This is a genomic window from Corynebacterium sp. LaCa_70 (genome assembly GCF_058182015.1).
In genome coordinates this window covers 2,088,260-2,107,962 of record NZ_CP190914.1, presented here as the reverse complement: position 1 = coordinate 2,107,962, position 19,703 = coordinate 2,088,260, and the positions used below count along the sequence as shown (strand labels likewise).

At 60.7% G+C, this 19,703-nt stretch carries 12 protein-coding genes; 3 read left to right on the top strand and 9 right to left on the bottom strand.

The window, feature by feature from the left end; genetic code table 11:
* The first annotated feature begins 3 nt into the window (after nt 1-3).
* Nucleotides 4-951, top strand: a complete 948-nt coding sequence (locus ACP8MI_RS09580) for a hypothetical protein (protein ID WP_284585594.1) — start codon at nt 4-6, stop codon at nt 949-951.
* On the opposite strand, the gene ACP8MI_RS09575 is transcribed toward ACP8MI_RS09580, so the two are convergent.
* Together ACP8MI_RS09575 and ACP8MI_RS09570 are read right to left on the bottom strand one after the other, a co-directional pair.
* The gene (locus tag ACP8MI_RS09575) at nt 948-1,868 is read right to left on the bottom strand and encodes an LmeA family phospholipid-binding protein (RefSeq protein ID WP_049167835.1); all 921 of its coding nucleotides are present in this window, start codon (nt 1,866-1,868) and stop codon (nt 948-950) included. The genes ACP8MI_RS09580 and ACP8MI_RS09575 overlap by 4 nt on opposite strands.
* Before the next feature lie 29 nt (nt 1,869-1,897).
* Nucleotides 1,898-2,389 carry a DUF2505 domain-containing protein gene (locus tag ACP8MI_RS09570; RefSeq protein WP_049149254.1) on the bottom strand — a complete coding sequence of 164 codons (492 nt, stop codon included), beginning with the start codon at nt 2,387-2,389 and terminating at the stop codon, nt 1,898-1,900.
* Between the two features lie 26 nt (nt 2,390-2,415).
* On the opposite strand from ACP8MI_RS09570, the gene ACP8MI_RS09565 reads away from it, so the two are divergent.
* Nucleotides 2,416-3,603, top strand: a complete 1,188-nt coding sequence (locus ACP8MI_RS09565) for a UDP-N-acetylmuramate dehydrogenase (RefSeq protein ID WP_284572478.1) — start codon at nt 2,416-2,418, stop codon at nt 3,601-3,603.
* Here the strand turns inward: ACP8MI_RS09565 and ACP8MI_RS09560 are convergent.
* Complete coding sequence (locus tag ACP8MI_RS09560; protein WP_049149256.1) at nt 3,600-4,112, bottom strand: hypothetical protein; 513 nt, start codon at nt 4,110-4,112, stop codon at nt 3,600-3,602. The two genes, ACP8MI_RS09565 and ACP8MI_RS09560, sit on opposite strands and share 4 nt — an antisense overlap.
* 48 nt (nt 4,113-4,160) lie before the next feature.
* Nucleotides 4,161-5,399, bottom strand: coding sequence for an alpha/beta hydrolase (locus ACP8MI_RS09555; protein ID WP_144736987.1), 1,239 nt, complete (start codon nt 5,397-5,399; stop codon nt 4,161-4,163).
* A 179-nt stretch (nt 5,400-5,578) separates the two neighbouring features.
* Here ACP8MI_RS09555 and ACP8MI_RS09550 point away from each other — a divergent pair, with 179 nt between their 5' ends.
* Nucleotides 5,579-6,022, top strand: a complete 444-nt coding sequence (locus tag ACP8MI_RS09550) for a hypothetical protein (RefSeq protein WP_147579127.1) — start codon at nt 5,579-5,581, stop codon at nt 6,020-6,022.
* Nucleotides 6,023-6,095: 73 nt separating this feature from the next.
* Here the strand turns inward: ACP8MI_RS09550 and ACP8MI_RS09545 are convergent, their stop codons facing one another.
* The 5 genes from ACP8MI_RS09545 to ACP8MI_RS09525 form a co-directional block, all read right to left on the bottom strand.
* Entirely contained in the window at nt 6,096-7,061 is a 966-nt protein-coding gene (locus tag ACP8MI_RS09545; RefSeq protein WP_284572474.1) for a polysaccharide deacetylase family protein, read from the bottom strand.
* A gap of 58 nt (nt 7,062-7,119) precedes the next feature.
* The gene (locus tag ACP8MI_RS09540; protein ID WP_049149263.1) at nt 7,120-16,407 is read right to left on the bottom strand and encodes a type I polyketide synthase; all 9,288 of its coding nucleotides are present in this window, start codon (nt 16,405-16,407) and stop codon (nt 7,120-7,122) included.
* A 175-nt stretch (nt 16,408-16,582) separates the two neighbouring features.
* Entirely contained in the window at nt 16,583-17,422 is an 840-nt protein-coding gene (locus tag ACP8MI_RS09535) for an ABC transporter ATP-binding protein (RefSeq protein ID WP_018121153.1), read from the bottom strand.
* Between the two features lie 56 nt (nt 17,423-17,478).
* Nucleotides 17,479-18,588: a FecCD family ABC transporter permease gene (locus tag ACP8MI_RS09530; protein WP_049167842.1), complete on the bottom strand. Its 1,110-nt coding sequence runs from the start codon at nt 18,586-18,588 to the stop codon at nt 17,479-17,481.
* Nucleotides 18,585-19,646, bottom strand: a complete 1,062-nt coding sequence (locus ACP8MI_RS09525; protein ID WP_049149272.1) for a FecCD family ABC transporter permease — start codon at nt 19,644-19,646, stop codon at nt 18,585-18,587. The genes ACP8MI_RS09530 and ACP8MI_RS09525 overlap by 4 nt, the downstream gene beginning before the upstream one ends.
* Nucleotides 19,647-19,703: the final 57 nt, after the last annotated feature.

Below are 19,703 nucleotides of genomic sequence, written 5' to 3'. Positions count from 1 at the left end.
TTGATGGAAGATAACTGGCTGCACCGGTTTCTGGCGTGGGACTTTCGTCCCGCGCATTTTTGTCTTCACGACGTGCGCGCTGGGGTGCCTGCCGCGATCGCTGCTGGTATCGGCGCGATTGTGGTCAGCCCGAATCACGTGGCGACGGCAGCGAAAGCGCTGGAAAAATATATCCGAGAAAACCACACTGGCCCAGAGGTTAACTCTGGTGTGGTTGCCAACGACGGGGTGGGAGACAGCGATGGAGCAGGGGACATCGATGAATCCGCGGTGCTGACCATCATCGCGGCGGTGGGGTTTCCGACTGGCCGGCATCATATCTTGGTGAAAGCATCGGAGTCGAGGCTCGCGATTTCCCAAGGCGCGCACCGAGTATGGGCGTGCGTTGATACCAGTACCACTGATGCCAACGCCGCACTCAGTGACATGATTAGTTTGCGGGAGGCAGTACCGTATCCAGCAGACTTAGGAATCGTGGTTCCGGATTATGCCGGATTACAACCCAGCGGGGCCGAGTCGCATTCCGGTGCGCGTGCTAGTGCCCAGCGGCGCGACGAATTAGTCTCTACCTGTGAATTCGCAAAGGTGGACCAGTTGGTGGTCGTGCCCCCGGAACATTCTTCTGCTCCTGCAGCCACGGAAACACCAGCGGCCACGAAATTGCCGTTAGCCACGGGACTGCTGGAAGCCGCGAAACACTTGCCCGACCGGATCCCCATAGTCCTCGACGCGGGGGCAGGCAAGGCAGCAACCACAGAACAGAATGGTTCCCGGCACTCTGCATCGCTGTCGGCAGCGTCGCTGTCGGAATCGTCGTTGGCGGAATGGTTAGTGGCTGAATCGGCGGATTTGGTGGCAAACAAAAAGACTCTAGAAAAAGCAGAAACCGCCAAGCCGATCTTGGCGGTGGTACCGGTGGACCCGGAAGAGATACGAGCTGTCAGCTCCTAAGTGTTTCGGACTGGCGCGTCGGAGTTGCTGCCGGAAGTGCCGCCAGCTTCTGATCCAGCACCAGTACCTGAACCAGCGCCAGAACCAGCACCTGCTTCACCCGAGCCCGGGTCTGCGTTGAGCTCCTTGCTCATGTGTGAAGGGTTCACGTTGTGGCCCTCGAGTGTGATGACTAAGCCGTGATCGTTGAATTCAATCGCCGTGATATCCAACTGCCCACCCGTGGCCTCGCGCAGGTTTTGGTTCAAGGAATTCGCGATGCCATCGGCCGCGCCTTCCGGAAGCGAAAAGCCCAGTACCTTCGCCTCGGAGGCGTCGAAAGCGACGTTGCCGTTGGCGTCGACAAGCGGGCGCAGCGTTAGGTTTGCAGCCCCAGATAAGAATTGCACGGTGATGGTCTCGGCTTCGTGATCCGTGGTGATGTCGGAGACCACGATGTCACCCAAAAAGCCGACCCCGCCGAGCTGCTCGCGCAAGCCTTCCTGGATGGAGTGGGTGAGGTAGTCATCGGGAAGCTCCGAGCGGGTGCGTAAAAACTCCGCCTCCCCGGATTTCAGGGCCATGGATTCCATGTGCACGTGCGAGGCGGGCATGCCCTTGTAGTTGCCCTCGGGATCCTGCTGCAGTGTGGACGGGGTATCGATGTTGACTTCGCTGAGCTTACCGCCGATCAACCCAAACAATACCGGGCTGGAGCCGAAGGAAACCTCGGGGTCTTCGGTCATTTCGATGCCCTGCGCTTCGATATCCTCGCGGAAACTCGAGCGCAGCTGTTGGCCAATGAAATAACGCGCGCCAAATTCCGCCAACAACACCACAACCAATAGCGCCACCAAGACGGCGACGATGACTTTCCAGGCGGTTGCGGCGGATGATTGAGCTTGAGAGTTAGCAGGCACTTGAGAGCTAGATGGCATAGGCACAGTCTAGCGTGAGTGTGCCAGGCCTACAGGTTTTCGTTAATCCACTTTTCGGTCAACTGGCCCTCGTTGTCGAAGAGCTCTTCTAGTGCTTCGCCGACCTTTGGTTCGATGGCTGCGCCCATCATCGGGATGTTGACGGAGACGTCGTTGGTGTAGCTCAAGGTGGTGGTTTCGCCTTGGCCAGCCAGGTTGACGGTGCCTTTGAAGTCGACCGGGGTGCCTTTGACGTCGGCAGTGTAGGAAAGTTCTGCGTTTTCGCCGCTGAGCTCACCAACTTTGACGGTGCGCTTAACCTTCAGCGACTGCGACACCATCGCGCGGACGGCCTCTGGCAGGATGGTGACAGGCAGCAGCTCGAACAGGGTGGCCTCGTTATTGGAAAACTCGTTGAGCTCGCCCGGTTCTGGCGAAAGGTTTTCGGCGATATAAGCCCAGTACTTCTCGTTGGTCAACGCCTGGTGTACTTTTTCGGCGGAGTGATTGATGGTCACTGTGTTTTCGCTACGGGTAGACATGCCCTACAGACTACCCTGTGATAGTGATGAATGATTTTACGACTCAAGCAAATACGGCCTTGGATACCCCGGAATTACGTACGCTTGCCGACGCCGGCGTGATCGAACGCGTCGATGGCGTGGAATTTTCACAGTTGACGACGTTTCACCTGGGTGGTGCCCCGCGCGCTGCCATGCGTGCCGCGACTGGTGAGGCTGCCGCGGCGGTGGTGCGGGCCCTGGATGCCGCTGGGGTGCAGTTGCTGATTGTGGGCGGCGGATCGAATTTGCTGGTGACCGACGAGCCGCTGGATGTGGTCGCGGTGATTATGGGCGATGACCACCTGGAGATCGACGCCAGCACCGGTGTATTGCGCGCGGGCGCGGGTGCTGTCTGGGATGAGGTCGTCGCTGCCAGCATCGATGCCGGGCTTGGTGGGTTGGAGTGTTTGTCGGGCATTCCGGGTTCTGCCGGTGCCACCCCGGTACAAAACGTCGGCGCTTATGGTGCGGAGATCGCGGATGTGCTGACCCGCGTGCAGTTGTTCGATCGTGCGACCGGCACCGTCGAATGGGTGCCTGCCAGCGCGCTGGATTTGGCGTATCGCTATTCGAATTTGAAGTTCACCTCGCGCGGAGTGGTGCTGGCTGTGGAGTTTCAGCTGCACACTGATGGTTTGTCGGCGCCGCTGCGTTTTGGCCAGTTGGCGGGTGAGCCGGGGCAGCGCCGCGAGCCGGCGGCGGTGCGCGAGGAGGTGCTGGGCCTGCGTCGTTCCAAGGGCATGGTGCATGATCCGGATGATCACGATACGTGGTCGGCGGGTTCGTTTTTCACTAACCCCGTGGTGCCGGAGGCCCTTGCCGACGAGATCACCCAGGTGGTTGCCGCCGAGTACGGCGCCGACGAGGCCGCGGGCATGCCGCGCTTCCCAGTGGCCGCCAATGCTGGAGCCACTAGTGATGCGGGGGCGGACGCCGAAAATACCGCCGATACCGAAACCATGGTGAAACTGTCCGCGGCCTGGCTGATTGACCGCGCTGGTTTTGCCAAAGGATACCCGGGCGAAGACGCACCGGCGCGCTTGTCGACGAAGCACACTCTCGCCCTGACCAACCGTGGTGCGGCGCGGGCTGCGGACGTCGTCACGCTGGCCCGGGATGTGCGCGCCGGGGTGGAGAAAAAATTTGGGGTGCAACTAGAGCCCGAACCGTTGTGGATCGGGCTGGAGATCTAGCGCGGGACCTCGATGGTGACGGTTGCGCCTCCGTAACCGTGTTCTTGGTCGTGGCCTTCGACGGTGACCTCGTTGACGTTGTCCGGGATCTCGAAGGGGCCGCGGGAGCGAGTAAAAGGCTGCTCGTTGGCGTGGTCGTGGCCGAGTTCATGTTCGGCTAATACGTTGCCGTCTTCGTCGAGCACGCGCCAGCCGTCGGCGTAGCGCTCCGGGGAATCATAGGGCGAGGACACCGTCACGGAGATGCGGTATTCGCCATCGGAGCCGGAAAGCTCCGCGTCCAGGATGTCCGGGTGCTTCTGGTCGGCGTTCGAAGCGGCGTTCTGGGCAGCGTCTTTCGCCTCGTCGGCTGCGCTGCCTGCGGCGTCGGTAGCGGATTCCACTGCGCTTGAGGCCTGCTCGGTAGCGCTACCGGCCACCTCGTCGGCGGTCTCCTGCGCGTTGGAACACGCGATCAGCGTGAGCACAGACGTGGCGGCCAGAGCAGTAAAAGTGCGCGAAAGTTTCATGCTCGCCCAGTATAACCGCAGATCACGCCTCTAGAGACGGGGGTGTTACTACTCACCCGGGGTCGGGTAGGTGTATTTGCCCTGGGTGATGCTTGCCCAGGCAACCGGCAGCTGTTGCTTGTAATACGGCCAGTCATGGATGCCGGTCGGGGCGAAGTCAAACTCAACCCGGTCGTGCATCATGCGCTTTTCCTGCATTGACTGCTCCAGTTCGGTGGAGCACTGGTTGGTGAGTTTTTCCAGTGTGATGTTGCCGAAGAACGTCGTAATGCCTTCGCTGCGGGCCAGATCGATGTCGCGCTCAGCGGCGTGACCATTGGCGGAATAGATATACAGCGGCATGCTGGCAATGCCCTTGGGGTCGGCGACGACGTCGTTACGCAGGCGCTCCGGGGTTGTACCCGGGCCCCACATCAGGTCCGGGTTGCCGCCCATGACGCGCGAGGCCAAGTTGAAATAGGCACGTCCTGCGGTGCTGGTCGACGAATAGCACCCAGAAACCGAGAAGGTGCCGGAATACAGCTCCGGGTGCAGGTTGGCCAAGCGGATCGCCGCGGAACCACCCATGGACAGGCCGCCGATATAACGCTCGCCGTTAAAAGGGATGCCGGTCTGTTGTTCCAGCACGCCTGGCAGTTCTTGCGTCAGGAAAGTTTCCCATTTTGCACGGCCCAAATACGGGTCGGTGTCGTTCCAATCGGTGTAATTGGTGCCACCGGCTTCGACGGGCATGATCGTGGTGACATGCTCGTTTGCCATGGTGCCCTGCACATCGCCCTTGCGCAGCCAACCGGACTGGCGCGGGGCTGACACACCGTCGAGAAGATACAGCATTGGTGCTGCCGTCTCGCGATCCTTGGGGTATTGCACCTGCACCTGGACGACGCGGCGCATCGCCGGTGATTCCACATAGAGGCGCTCGACGTCGAAACGCTCGTCCGGTTCGCGGTTGATCAGGCGTGGTTGTGCGAAATCCTGTTCTTTGTCGATGGTGTACGGGGTCTGCTCGCCCCACAGGTTCCACATCGGCAGCTGGTGCCAGGGAGTGTCATTCTGGAAGAACTGGATGACGTCCAGAACGTGGCCTTGGACGGCGGGGTCTTTGGACCACTCAGCCATTGGTTCCGATGAGCCGTCGTAGGCGATGCGGGAGCTGGTATCGCTGGAACCCAGTTGTGCGTGGGCCTGCGGGGTGGTGACGGTGGATGAGACAGCTGCGGCTGCAGGAAGGCTGAATGCCGCGGTTAGAGCAAGGGCAGCGGCGCGCCGGGATAACGAGGATGGCATGGGTGGCTCCAGAAGGATTAGTCGTGGGGACGATGTCGCGGCGGCGTGGCGTGCTTGCCGACGAGTTCTGGAGACATCTTAAAAGGGTTCGACGGGAAATGTAGAATCCCAAAAGCTTTCGCGAGTATCTGGGTACTCTAGGTTTATATGATGCTTTAACCCCGGAGGTGTAATCCCCTATGGCGAATCAACAATCTCGTCTACATTCACAAGTTTTTGGATACAATGCTGCTCGCTGGGTTTGGACCGCAGTGACAGTAGCTATCACCATCTGGTTTTTGCTCATGATGAGTTGGATGGCGTTTCCCTTGGTCATCGTGACGGCAATCGTCGTGTTGTTTCACATCGATACTCAGTTGGACCAGGAACAGCAGACTCTAAAAATCAAAGTTTTGTGGGTCCCTGTAAAAACCTGCAATCTTGCAGATATCGAGGAAGCTGCCATCCCACGGGACCCTTTGCCATTGGAACGTAATACCTTCGGCGTGCACTTCATCGGAGGTGCATTGTCTATGCACGCGGGCGCGGCGAACTTGGCGCTGGAGATGAAAGACGGCAAAACCTACCGCGTGACGGTGTACCGGCCACAGCAGTTTGTGAAGCAGCTGAATAACGCCGCTTAACGACGGGGCCGCGCGCAGGTTGTTGAGCCTTATAGTCGTTAAGCCGTGCCGTGGCCCAACGTGTTGCGTAGCCCTAGCGGGTGCCGTAGACCCGTCCAGGTTCTGGGGCACCGTGCAGGCGGTCCAGAGTCACTGGTTCTAGGCCCTTAGCGCGCAGACCATCGATAATGCAGGTGGTCGCATCCGCCGTGGTGTTGTGAATATCGTGCAGAAGCACGACATCGCCACCGTTGGCCTGGTTGACGGAGCGTTCACAGACTGTGTTGGCATTGCGATCACGCCAATCGAAAACGATGACATCCCACAGCGCAACCCCCATCCCGTGCGCACGGGCTGCCTGCACGACGTTGTCATTGTGCGCCCCGTACGGCGGACGTAGCCAACGTGGCGTCGCACCCGTGACTGCTTGCACAGCCTTGGTGTTTTGAGAAATTTCCGCATTCACACGGAACGGGCTGCTCAGCGCGAAATTCACGTGCGTCGTTCCATGATTGCCGATGGTGTGGCCCGAATTGACGATGCGACGTGCCGTATCCGGCAAAGCATGCACCATCGGGGTTTGCACGAAAAACGTTGCTTTCGCGTGTTTCGCGTCGAGCGTATCCAGGATCCGGTTGGTCGGCGGTTGCGGGCCGTCGTCAAAGGTTAATGCCACGCAGTTCGAACAATTACCATTCGGGGCGACTGGTGCCGGTGGGGTGTAACCAGGCTGCAAGTTTGGTGGGGTCGGTTTGCTGCGTGGTTGTGGCGTGGAAGAAAGCTGTTGGACTTCCTTCGGTAGCGAAGCAAAAAACGCGCGGTAGGCCTCGTCCGAGGAATTGTGGAAAAACTCTAGGACTTGCGAGCTCAACTGGAACTGGTCCCAGCGCGGAATCAGCGAACTACCAGGCACTGTGGCTGCAGACGAAGCCAAGTGTGTGGTGGCACCGGACTGAGCCGCATCGCTGGATCCAACAGGATCAGCGTGCGCCTCAAGCGGGGAAGAAAACAAGCTCGCAATGATGGTGAACGAGCCGAAAATTGCGGCGAGTTTTTTCACGTCTGGTGCCTTTCCGGAAATGCTGATGCGACTATCTGACTATAACAAGTTACGGAAGTTATAGAAGTGACGCCGCGCCAGCCGAACCCGGCAGCGGGTAAGTGCCGTCAGCACCCAGGCGAGCATCCTCGTCCAGCAACAGGGCGATCTCAGCTTCCTTCGCACCCCGCTCCGGCAAGCGACGGCCCTCAATCACACTGAACAACGCGCGGCGGCCAATCATGCCAGCCTCGCGGTGCGCGGCACCAGCAGCCAGACGAGCATTCGCCCGCTCGCGCCAGGCACCGGCAGCATCCTCGCCGAACTGCGCAGCCACCGCGGCTTCGAAGACACCTGGGTGGCCATAGACCACCACGGCACCGACGTGACCGAAACCGAGCGAGGTCAACACGGCCGCTTTCACCGGGCGCCCGGCGTCGGCAAGCGATACGCCTTCGCGCAGCCACACCAGGTTCTTTGCCTTCGGCTCGATCAGCGGATCCACGCAATCCAGCGCCGCGTTATGCGGTACTCGGCCGGTGCGGAAGACATCGATGAGCCCGCCGGTCTGGAACAGCGCGGCCCCAGCCTTGGAGTGGCCGGTCAGCGACTTCTGCGAAATCACAAACAGCGGTGCATCAGCATCGCGGCCAATGGCTGGCCACAGCATGGAGTGCAGCTCGGACTCGTTCGGGTCGTTGGCGTTGGTGGACGTATCGTGCTTGGACACCACCGTCACGTCGTTCGGGTGCAAGCCCAGCCCACGCAGGGACTTCGCCAGGCGCGAGTTCTCGCGGCCCCGGCCAGCCCCCAAAGCACCCAAGCCCGGAGCCGGAATCGAGGTATGAGCACCATCGGCATACGATGCCGCATGCGCAACCACCGCATACACCGGCAAGCCCAGCTCCCGCGCCAGCGAACCCCGCACCAGCAGCACGGTTCCGCCACCTTCGGCCTCCAGGAAGCCACCGCGACGCCGGTCATTGGCCCGGGAAATGAAACGCTCGTCGATGCCCTGGTCGGTCATCTTCTTCGTCTCCGCGGTGGCATTCATATCACCGAAGCCAGCCAGCGATTCCACCTGCACGTCATCGATACCACCGGCAACCACCACATCGGCTTTGCCCAGCTTGATCTTGTCGCAGCCTTCCTCGATGGAGACCGCCGAGGTCGCACACGCACCGATCGGGTGGATCATGGAACCGTAGCCGCCCACCAGCGATTGCATGGTGTGCGCAGCGATCACGTTCGGCAGAGCTTCCTGCAGGATGTCCGACGGGCGCTCTTCATCCAAGAAGCGGGACACGAAGACCTTGTGCAGCGATTCCATACCACCGATACCGGTGCCCTGCGTCGAAGCAATATCACCCGGGTGGATCGATTGCAGCAGTTCCGCTGGGCTGAAACCGGCGCCGATGAACGCGTCGACGGCGGTGACCAGGTTCCATACAGCCATGCGGTCCAGCGCGTCGACCATGTGATCCGGGATGCCCCAACGCGTCGGGTCGAAGTTATCCGGCATCTGGCCCGCCACCGTGCGCGTCAGCGTCGCCTTGCGCGGTACCTTCGCGGTAGCGCCCTGCAGGCGGGTGACCTGCCACTCGCCGTCGGCCTCGGCCACGCGGGTGAAGGCTGGGTCAGCAGCTTCGATATCGCGGGCCTGGGCCTCGGTCGGCACAGTGAAGGTGATATCGCGGTCCAAGAAGACCGTCGCCAAGTCGATCGAGCCCTGATCCTGCAGGTGATACTTATCCGACAAGGTGCGCACGCCAGCGCGGGCGACGACCTCATCGCGGAAGCGGGCATAGATGTCCTCTTCGGCGACCTCTGCACCGTTGGCGTCGTACCAGCCCGGGGTTGGGTCTTCGGCCCAGTTGACCAGGCCCGTCATCCAGGCCAATTCCAGAACACCGGCGGCGGTCAGCTCTACCGAGCCATCGCGCTGGATACCGTATTCCGCCTCGAAACGGGTGCGGCCCGAACCCCAGGACGAGACCTCGCCGACGCCCGCGATGACGATCATGTCATCCAGGTCCGTGGTGATCTCCCCGGTGTCCACGCGCTCCGGCTGGGCTGGCACTGCAATATTGGGCAGGGCAGTAATGGTCGCCGGGGCAGTCGGGGCATTGGCTGCTGCTTCTGCCGCGGCCGCTGCGGCCGCTTCTGCATTCGCCGCCGCTTGCGCAGTCAGCTCGGCCATGTTCAACGTGTCACCCAAACCGCCGGTCAGGTCCAGGTGCAGTGGCTTCTGTGCGGCCTGCGCGCGAGATTCCGCGGAAGCCAGGCCCATCAGCTCGTGGGAAATCTCCTCTGGGTTCCACACGCGGATACCCGCAGCTTCCACCGCCGGAACCAGTCCGTCGTTTCCGGCCATCAGGTGAGTACCGGCTACCCAGCCGATCAGAACCTGCGCCAGGGTGACACCGTCGGACCAGCCAGCCTCAACCTTCCACTTGTTCATAATCGCATCCAGCGCGGCCTTGACCTCGCCATAAGCGCCGTCGCCACCGAATACACCACGGTTTGGCGAACCCGGAAGCACCACATGGCAGCGCTTGTCGACGCCAGCTTGCGCCAAACCGGCCAATCCCGCGATGGTGCGCTCGACGGACCACAACAGCAAACGCGTCTGGTTTTCTGCCTGCGGGCCGGCGTCGGCCAGCGATCCCGTCACCGGTGGGGCGGCGAATGGGAAGGCCAGGGTTGGGATCAAAGCTGGCTTGAGCAGCTTCACCTCGTTGCCGACGGATTCCACCTGCTCGGTGCCGATCCAGTTGATGACCGCATCGACATCACGGTACGACGATAGGTTCGCCGGTACCAGCCACAACGCAGCACCCGGGACGGCGTGATCGGCATACAGCTTGCGGGCAAATTCCTTACGCGCTTGGCTCACGCGCGAAGCAGTCATCACGACGGTCGCACCGCCTTCCAACAGGCGCGCGATTAAAGCAGTGGCAATCGAGCCCGGAGCAGCACCAGTAACCAAGGCAATATCCTCGGAGTAGGCGCCTTGCAGCTCGGATTCTGCCAGCGTGGCGATCTTTTCCAGCTCGCCCTGTCCACCATTGGCCGCCCACCAGCGTGCCTGCTTGGCGACGGTCGTGCCGGTGCCGCGGAAACGCTCCAGAGCAATATCTGCTTGCCCCAGCGCGTAGCGGGCGAGATCTTCGCGGGCGCTGGCCCAGCGGTCGTCGAAAAGCACAGCCTTACGAGCATCAAAGACCGGGGTGACGGTTTTCACCCAGCCCGCGCCCAGTTCCGCCTCCACGGTTTCGAACAACGTGTTGTCGGTCTCCGGGGTCTCTGGCGCAGGCTCGGACAATCCCAACTGCGCCAGCACGGTCCGCGCAGCCGTAGCCAACACGCCGTTTTCGCCGGTGACCTGCTCTGCGAATTCGTTGAGCGCCGCGGAATCCACGACGGAGCCACCACCGGCGCTGGCGCCACCGGTTGCTTGCGAAACAGCCACACCATGGCGGGCGGCCACCTGCTGCACGGCGGCGTCGACCAGCTCGTTGACCTCTGCCTTGGAGCTTGCGGTGGTCGGGATCGTCGACAGTGAACCGCCGCGGACCGAATCTTCTTCGCGCGATCCCAGCAGGATCTCTGCTTCGACGTGGGCGATCCAGGATTGCGGCAGCGACCAGGTGCCGGTTACGCGCTCGCCGACGGCGGCTGGCTTGGCACCGGCGGCACCGGTGAGCTGGCGCAGGCGGGCACCGATGGCCTCGCTGAGCACCGAACCAAACGGACTGTAGCCCGGGGCGGCGGTGGCGACGCGGCCACGCAAGGTGGCGACATCGGCCTCGGCGGCGCCATCGATGGCAGGAACACCCAGCTCAGCGGACATGTCCATGAGCAGCTGGTTACGCCGCGAGGACACACCGTTGGTGAGCTCTTCGACGGTATCGGAATCGTTGATCTGATCCAGGCGGATCTTGTTGGAAAACGCGAACAGCGTCATGATGGCCTCGGCGGCGGTGAAGCTGAGCTCGCCGGCCGGGGCGTCGCCACCGGCAGGGGCGGCAGGGGCTGCTGCGGTCGCGTCGTTCGCGGCTGAGCCAGAACCAGCGCTAGAACCAGAACCAGCATCAGCCTGGGAGCCGGCCTCTGCCAGCGGTGCCGGATTTTCCGTCGGACGTGCAGCCTCGGCGCCGACCTCCGGGGTCTGGCTGGCTTGGTCGGCAGCAGCAGAGTTGGAAGCACCGGCACCGTCAGCAGCGCCAGCACCCGCCGCTTCGTCGTCGGCTGGCTCTTCGGTTGGCGCCTCGGTGACGTCGGCAAGCATGACTATATCTTGGTCCCGCTCGACGTTGTACACCGGCAAACTCACCCCAGCCACGGCCATGGAACGCTGCGCCAGGTTGGTCAACGTCGGCGACGAAGCCAAGCCAACCTCGATGATCTGGTCGACGCGACCAAACAGCAATTCCTGGGTTTCGATCCAGCGCACCGGCGAAGCAAACTGCCAGGACAACAACTCGATCAGCAACAGGCGGGCGAGCTTCTGCGGCTCCATCGTGGCGGCGTCGATACCGTCCAGGCGGTCAGACGGGGCCAGAGCCGCGGTGGCGTCCACGAAATCCTGGGTGAGCGCAAACGGGCGCGCCACCAGGTTCGGTACATAGCGTCCGACCAGGGCATCCAGATCCAACGTCTCCGGAAGCAACTCGTCGAGCTTCTCGGCAAAGGCCGGTACACCATCGCGCAGCACGCGGGAGTGGAATGGCACATCGATGCCCGGGACAGTCACGAAGGCACGCGGGGCAATGGCTGTGGCGCGCTTGGCCAATTCCGCCAGGCCAGCCTTGGTGCCAGCAATGGAATACTGCTGGCCGGAGATGTTGTAGTTGACGATCTCCAAGAACTCGCCGGTTTCCTGCGCCACCTGGGCCACATAATCCTGCACCTCATCGGCGCTGACACCGATCATATTCGGGCGCAGCGCACCCATGCCGTAATTGGAATTGCCGTGCTCGTCGCGCTCGACCAACGTGCCCATCGCGGAACCACGCGAATAGACGATGTCGATGACAGCTTCCAAATCGAAGATATTCGCCAGCGAGGCCAGCGCGGTGTATTCACCCAACGAGTGGCCGGCGTACATGGCACCAGTAGCCAGCGCATTGTTCTCGCGCAAACGCTCAGTCTGACCATAGGCGACGACAGCCAGCGCGACCTGGGTGAACTGCGTCAGGTGCAGCACGCCCTGTGGGTGACGGAACGTGGTGCCGCGCACCTTGAGCTCCGTCGGGTTGTCGTCGATGATCTGGCGGATGGAAAAACCATGCTGGGTGCGGGTGTGGTGATCCGCGCGACGCCAGGCCTCACGTGCAGCAGGGGAGGCGTTGCGATCGCCGCGGCCCATGCCTTCTGCCTGTACACCCTGGCCTGGGTAGACGTAGGCGGTGGCCGGTTGCGCCAACAGCGCCTGGCCGACGGAGACGACTTCGCCATCGATACGGCAGGTGACTTCTAAAGCACTGTGGATTCCGGCGCGGCCGACGCGTTCTGCGGTGATTTCCACCTTGTCGCCGAGTTGCACCATGCCGAACATCGAATACGTCCAGCTGGTGACCGTGCCGTGGGTATTAGCCAAGTGCTGGGCGGTGGCTGAGAGCCACATGCCGTGCACTAGGGCGTCGTCAAGATTAACCAGGCGAGCCGCGTTGGTGGAGGTGTGGATCGGGTTGTAGTCGCCCGAGACCAGCGCGAATGGGGTCATATCCTGCGGTGCCGTGACGGTTGCGCGGTCGACGAATGACCGTGGGGTTGGCTCGACTTCAGCGGCTAGGGCAGCACCGCCCCATTCCGGGGCAGGTGCCGGGACGCTGGCGCCAGTGGCACGGCCGCGGATGGCGAAGCGCTGCATCTGGGTGGCCACCAACTCGCCGGATTCGTGATCGCGCAATTCCAACTCCACGGTGACGATGCGTCCGGCGTTGGACTCGTCGATCGCAGAGCACCAGGACTTGACGTCGATGCGGCGCGCAGTGCTTTCGCCCTTGTTGCCGCGGGCGAGCTCGTGGAGCGGCACCCGCAGGTCAATGACGTGATTCAGGTGCACGGCATTGAGAAGGCCTTCGATGACTGGGTAGTCGGTACCAGCAGGCTCGCCGTGCTCTTCGCCGATGCGGCCAGAGCCCAGTGCGGTATAGATCGCAGGCCAGGCTGGGCCCACCAACACGTCCGGGGTGCCCGGGGCGGTGGTGAGCTTGCCGCCCAAACCAGCGCCGGTGACTGCAGTGTGTGCCTGCAACAGGGTGGTAGGCAAGGTGAAGGAATCCTCGGCATAGCCGAATGGGTACTGCTCGCTGACTGAACCTTCCACGATGGTGGGCAGGGCGGTGATCTCATCGCCAGATTCGGAGGTCGAACCCACACCAGCCAGGCCTGCCAGCAGTTCAAAGACGGCCTGCGGCAGACGATCATGGTCCACGACCGGGCTGGCACCGGTGGCGACGGCGTCGGAAAGATCGACAGGGATGGACACGGACTTTACATAGAACGGGCGCTGCTCTTCTGGCAGGTCATCCCAGTAGGAGTCGGTGTTGATGCGAATGGAGTACTGCGGGGCAGCCTCGGTGCCGTCGTTGATGATGTCGAAGGCTTCTGTTGGCAGCTCCACGGCTGGGTTGGCGATGGTGTGCCCGTGCCATTCCAAGCTTGGGGCTTGGCGCAAAAATTCCTCTGCGGTGGTGGCGTTGCCCAGGCGCGAGTACTGCTTGGTTGCTTCCACGCCAGCTTGCTGCAAGGCCTTGGTGGTGCCGGTTTCGAACCGGGCCAGCAACTCGGCGACGGGCTCGTCGACCTTGGTAATGCCTGCTACCGAGACCGGGCCCGGGATGATGCGTACGGCATCGGCGTCGTAACGATCTTCCTGCGCCTGCCACAGGGTGTCTTTGGAGAACCACTTTTTCAGGTCACCATCAATGGCCGTGGTCCACGGCATCGGCTTGTTGTGCTTATGGTTCAGCGAAACAAACCAGGCGGCATCGCGCGCTGCGACGGTAGTGGTGGCAGCCTGCGGGAAGGCCTCGAGCAAGGTGCGCAGGTTGGCTGGGGCATCGGCGACGGAATCCAGGTCTGGGAACAGGGTGTCGATTTCGCCGTGATCCGACGGGTGCAGGCGCGCCTCGATGCGGTGCAGCAGGTCGAACCAGCGATCCTGCCAGGTCGGATCCATGAATGGGAAGGCCAGGTCGACGAAACGCTCTAGCCACTGCTGGTAGGTCATGGTTTCCACGTCACCGAAATACGGCTTGGAGGTCTTGGCCAATGCGGCGATGATCTCTTCGCGGTGGTCCTGGTAGTCAGCTGGATCCAGCGAGGTGATCAGCCGGGCCGCAGCGGCGAAAGAGTTATCGATTTCGTGCAGATCCGCCAGCAGGTGCGACTGACCAGAGGCCACACCACCGTTAGCGCGGCCGCGGCCGACCCAACCGCCGTTGGTCTCCGGGCTGATACCTGGGGTGTCGACGAGCAGCTGTTTGACCTGCGGGGAAGTGGTGGCTTCTTTGGTGGCCATGGCGACGGTGCCGACGAACACGCCGTCGACCGGCATACGGGGCAGCGAATATTTCTGTGACCATGTACCGGTCAGATATTCCGCGGCACGTTCTGCCGAGTAAATGCCACCGCCGACGGTGATGGTGACGTTATCGTGCTCGCGGGCAGCGGCGTAGGTGTCGATGAGCATCTCATCCAGATCCAGCCACGAGTGGTGGCCGCCGGCGTGGCCGTCCTCGATCTGCAGAATCAACTGGTGCTCCGGGTTGGCGTCTGCAATGGCCAGGATGTCGCGGATCTGCTTGGTGGTGCCCGGTTTGAAGGAAATATATGGGAAACCGTCGGCGCGCAGCTGCGCGAGCAGTTCGGTGGCTTCGTCGGCTTCCGGTACACCAGCCGAAATGGTGACACCAGTAATCGGTGCGCCGTTCGCGCGGGCCTTCGGGACGATGCGCGTCTGGCCAAACTGCAAGTTCCACATGAAGCGATCGAAGAACATGGTGTTAAAGGCGACGGTGCGTCCAGGCTGCAGCTGGCGGATCAGCGAATTCTTCAGTTCCGTAAACAGCTCTTCGGAATACATTCCGCCGCCGGCCATCTCCGTCCAGAAACCGGCATTGGCAGCAGCGGCCACGATGGTTGGGTCGACGGTGGTTGGCGTCATGCCGCCGAGCATGATCGGGGACAAACCGGTCAGTGCAGAGAACTTCGTTTGCGTGTACGTCTTGCCATCCGGCAATGTGACCAGGCGCGGGGCGAACTCGGACCAGTCGCGCGCAGTAGGCAATTGCGCGCCGGGGGTAGCGAGGTTATCGCGTTGCGACGGCGTCCAGGCCGGGACCACACTCAGGCCGGTGCCCGCAACCAGCGGGGTGGTGAGTTTGGCCAGGCCGTCGTCAAGAACCAATGCGTGGCTGATGTGTTGGTCGACCATCTGGGCGGTCTGCGCGGTCCAGTCGAATGGGCGGACCAGGATCTCGCGGACGACGGTGGCGATATCGGTGTCGCCGAGGTCCAGTTGGCAGGCCTTAGCCCACTCGATGGTGAGGTCTGCGGCTTCGGTGAGGCTGTCGTGGTGGAAAGGCAGCGCGACCGGTAGGTAGGTGAAGTTCGGAGTAAGTTCTGAGCCGCCGAATTCGCGGGCCTCCAGGGCGTCGTTGTAGGCGCTGGCGCGTTCTGTGACGTTGTTTTCGACCGCTGCGAGCTCGTCCGGGGTGCCCGAGACAACGAAAGCGCGGGTGCCGTTGACCACCGAGATGGCGGCCGAGCCGGTGTTGCTGAGGCACGTGTCGACGAATTCGCGCGGCAGGTCGCGGATGAGCAGCATGTGCGAGCGGGAATCAGTGGAGCCGTGGGCGACGCTTGCTGCTGTGCCCATCAGGATGGCCAGGGCCAGCGCGTGGACTGGGTGTTTGATGGCGGCGATACCGAGGCTGCCCTGGGAGTGTCCGAAGGCAGGGGAGTCGGCGTCGAGCTTGAGGCCTAGGTCGCGCAACTGATCAATGGCGGCCAGCTGGCTGAGCACGATGCCCGGGATGCTGACGGCTGGGAAAACGTCATTGGCGGTGTTCGCGGTGCTGGCTGTGTTCGCGGCCGTTTTGGCGGTGCTGGAGCCGGTGTCTTGGGAACCTGCGTGCACGAGCGCTTCCAGGCGCTCCATGGCTCCAGGGACAGTGGAAGCAATGGTGCGGGCGTAAGGGCTGACCAGGCTGCGGGCCTGGGTCAGGTAATTGTCCAGGCGGCCGACGGCGTGGTGGCTGGCAGCGGCGTTATGCAGCTGCTTTTCCCATTCCGAGGCTTGACCAGCAAAAATGATGGCGGGGGCGCGCATGGAATCAAGCGGTGTCAAAGACATGCAGTGGCATCCTTTACAGAAAATATGAGGAAACGTTCATGTTGTCTTTGGCTACCGTAGTGCATGCGAGTTATCTCACGCGGATAACTCGCGGGAAATGTGAGTAAATTCTCATGATTTTGTTTTAGAAACCACTTGTGTGGGGTGGGGCGTTGCTGAATGGGGTGGCAGGGTTTTACATGCCCGGAGGTGCAGCAGGCACGATTAGTGGAACCGTAGTGCCACGTGCTTCAGACATGACTGGGTCAGGGTTGACGTGGGCATCCAGGTTGAAGACTTCGCTGAGTAATTCAGGAGTGATGACCTGAGCAGGGCTGCCACTGGCGTGTATTGCGCCATCTTTCATCACTACGAGATGATCGGAATAACGGATCGCAAGGTTGAGATCATGAAGCACCATAACGATGGTTCGACCCAAATCATGCTTCAGGCGCGTGACCAAATTCAGAACGTCGATGGAATGCGAAAGATCCAGGTAGGTAGTGGGTTCGTCTAAAAACAACACATCGGTTTGTTGTGCAAGCACCATGCTGATCCACACTCGTTGGCGTTGGCCTCCAGATAATGCCTCTAGCGAGCGTTCAGCTAGATGTGCAGTGTTCGTGAGTTCGAGTGCGCGCAGCACCTCTTGTTCATCGGCAGCGGACCACTGGTTGATCCACGACTGGTGCGGGTGGCGTCCGCGTGCGACCAGATCCGAGACTAATAATCCCTCCGGAGCACTGGGGGTCTGAGGCAAGACACCTACAGTTTTTGCCAGGTTTTTACGCTTCATTGTGGTCGCGTCTTTACCGTCGACGGTCACCGTGCCTTGGCGAAGGGGAATGAGTCGGGAAACTGCGCGCAAGAGGGTAGATTTTCCACAACCGTTGGGGCCGATGATGGTGGTGATTTCTCCACTTGGGAAATCCACTGAAAGATCATCGATGATGATGTTATCGCCATAACCGACACAGATATTTTGCGCATTGACGCTGACACCACGGTTAGGGGGCGTAGAAATTGGATTGTTCATCGTTTTATTCTTAGTGTCTTATTCTTAGTTCTTGTTACGAGTTGTTTTTAATCTGATCATGACGACCTAGACCGCTTGAGATTCGAGCTGATAAGCAGGTAGAGAAGGAATACACCACCAAAAGCGGAAGTCACGATGCCAACCGGGAGATCTACGGGGATATTCGTGCGAACCACGAGGTCAGCTCCTAACAGCAAGATTGCGCCCATGAATGCAGAAGCGACCAGTGGTGGTGTGGAGAGCTTGGTGATGCGTACCGCCAACTGCGGTGCGACAAACGCGACGAATCCGATCGGCCCAGCTGCAGCCACGGCGATTGATGCCAGAGTTACTGCGATAACCAAAAAAGTTAGCTGTGTGCGTGAGACGCGAAGGCCAAGTGCTGCGGCGAGATCTTGTCCAAGCACGGCAGCAGTGAGTGTGTACGCCATCCAAGCTAATAGCGGGACGCAGATGAGGATGACGAGTGCTACCGGAACCGCGCGGTCCCAGTTAGTCGAATTGAGGGAACCTGCTAACCACTGTTGCGCAGTAGCGGCATCCCGTAACTCTGCTCGTGTCATCAAAAAGCCGATATAAGCATTCATGAGAGCCGTGATAATGATTCCGAATAGCACCAGCCGATAGGCATCGAAACTGCCCCGTGATGAAAGGATCCAGACGACAGCACCAGTAATGAGACCACCAGCCAGTGCTGCAAGGGGTAAGCCGAAGGTGGCAACCTTTCCAGCTACCGCAGCAAAAGCTCCAACACCTCCACCGAAGGTGAGCACGGTCACGGCGGCCGCAGAAGCGCCAGAGGTAATACCAAGTATGTCTGGACTAGCAAGAGGGTTGCCAGTCACTGATTGAGTTAGCGCACCAGCCAAACCCAGAGCAAAACCAACCGTCAACGCTGTTAAAGCCCGTGGCATACGCCAATCGAAAACTGCGATACGTTCAATACGAGAACCGTCGCCAAGGAAAATTATGCGCAATACCTCAGGGACAGTTAAAGGATAATCGCCGATGGCGATCGAAGCAGCAAAGATGATCACTGCTGCGCAGATCATCGCGATGGTGCTAAAAAGAACCCATGGGCGCCAGACCAGAGAGATACGCCCCTTGCGTAGCGCTGGCCGCCCCGGCACCACTGGACGGGACAGTAGATGTGGTGAGTTCGTCATAGAGCAACTACCTTCCGCCGATAAATGAGGTACATAAAGAATGGCGCACCGACGAATGCCAGTACGATTCCCACTTGTAATTCACCCGGGCGGGCAATGAGACGGCCCAAAATATCTGAAAGCAACAGCAAGCTAGCACCGGTCAGCGCTGAATATGGAAGAATCCACCGGTAATCAGGCCCGCACAGACTACGAGCAATATGCGGTACAACCAAACCAATGAAGCCGATCGGGCCCGCGGCCGCCGTGGCAGCTCCCGCAAGTAACGCGATGACCACCATGCCGGCCAACCGAGCCCGGTAAGTATTGACGCCAAGCGCACTAGCTGCGTCGTCGCCAAGATTCAGCAGATTCAACGTAGGCGCGGTTGCAAGTGCAACTATGAGTCCGACCGCGATAAACGGCGCGGTGCCCCAAAAAATTGAAAGATCCCTGCCAGATAATGCGCCAACGCTCCAGAAGCGCATCCGGTCCAGACTGTTGTCGTCGATGAGTGTGAGCGCAGTGGTCATGGAATGTAGCACCGCTGTTAGCGCAGCGCCGCCAAGGATTAACGTGAGTGGATTGATCTGTCCCCCACCCAGCGAGGCAAGACCGAAAACTAATGCAGTGGCAAGAACTGCACCACAAAAAGCCACGACGGATGTGCTCAAGGCAGAAGTGAGTCCAAACGCGAAAAAGCCTAAGACGACAGCGAATGCTGCGCCCGCTGAAACCCCCAATAGTCCTGGGTCAGCCAGTGGGTTTCGGGTATGGCCTTGGATTAATGCACCTGCGACACCGAGTGCGGCACCGACAAATAAGCCGATGAGGGTGCGGGGCCAGCGGAGATCTGCGATAACGCGAGCGTCCGCGGAACCAGACTGAGGTTCGTCTAGCAATGAAGGTAGATTAATTAATGCTTGCACGGCATCAGCGAACGCAATAGGCCGGGCACCAAAAAGTAGACTAGCGAGTAAAGCAGCGGCGAGGAGAAGAGCGAGTGCTAGCAACCCTGTAATGCGACGAGTGCGCAGGGACCGCGATGACCGCGTATATTCTCGCGAGTTCTTGCGCATGCTACGTCTCGAAGATAATCTTGTCGATTTCATAGTAAAGACTAACTTATTAGATCA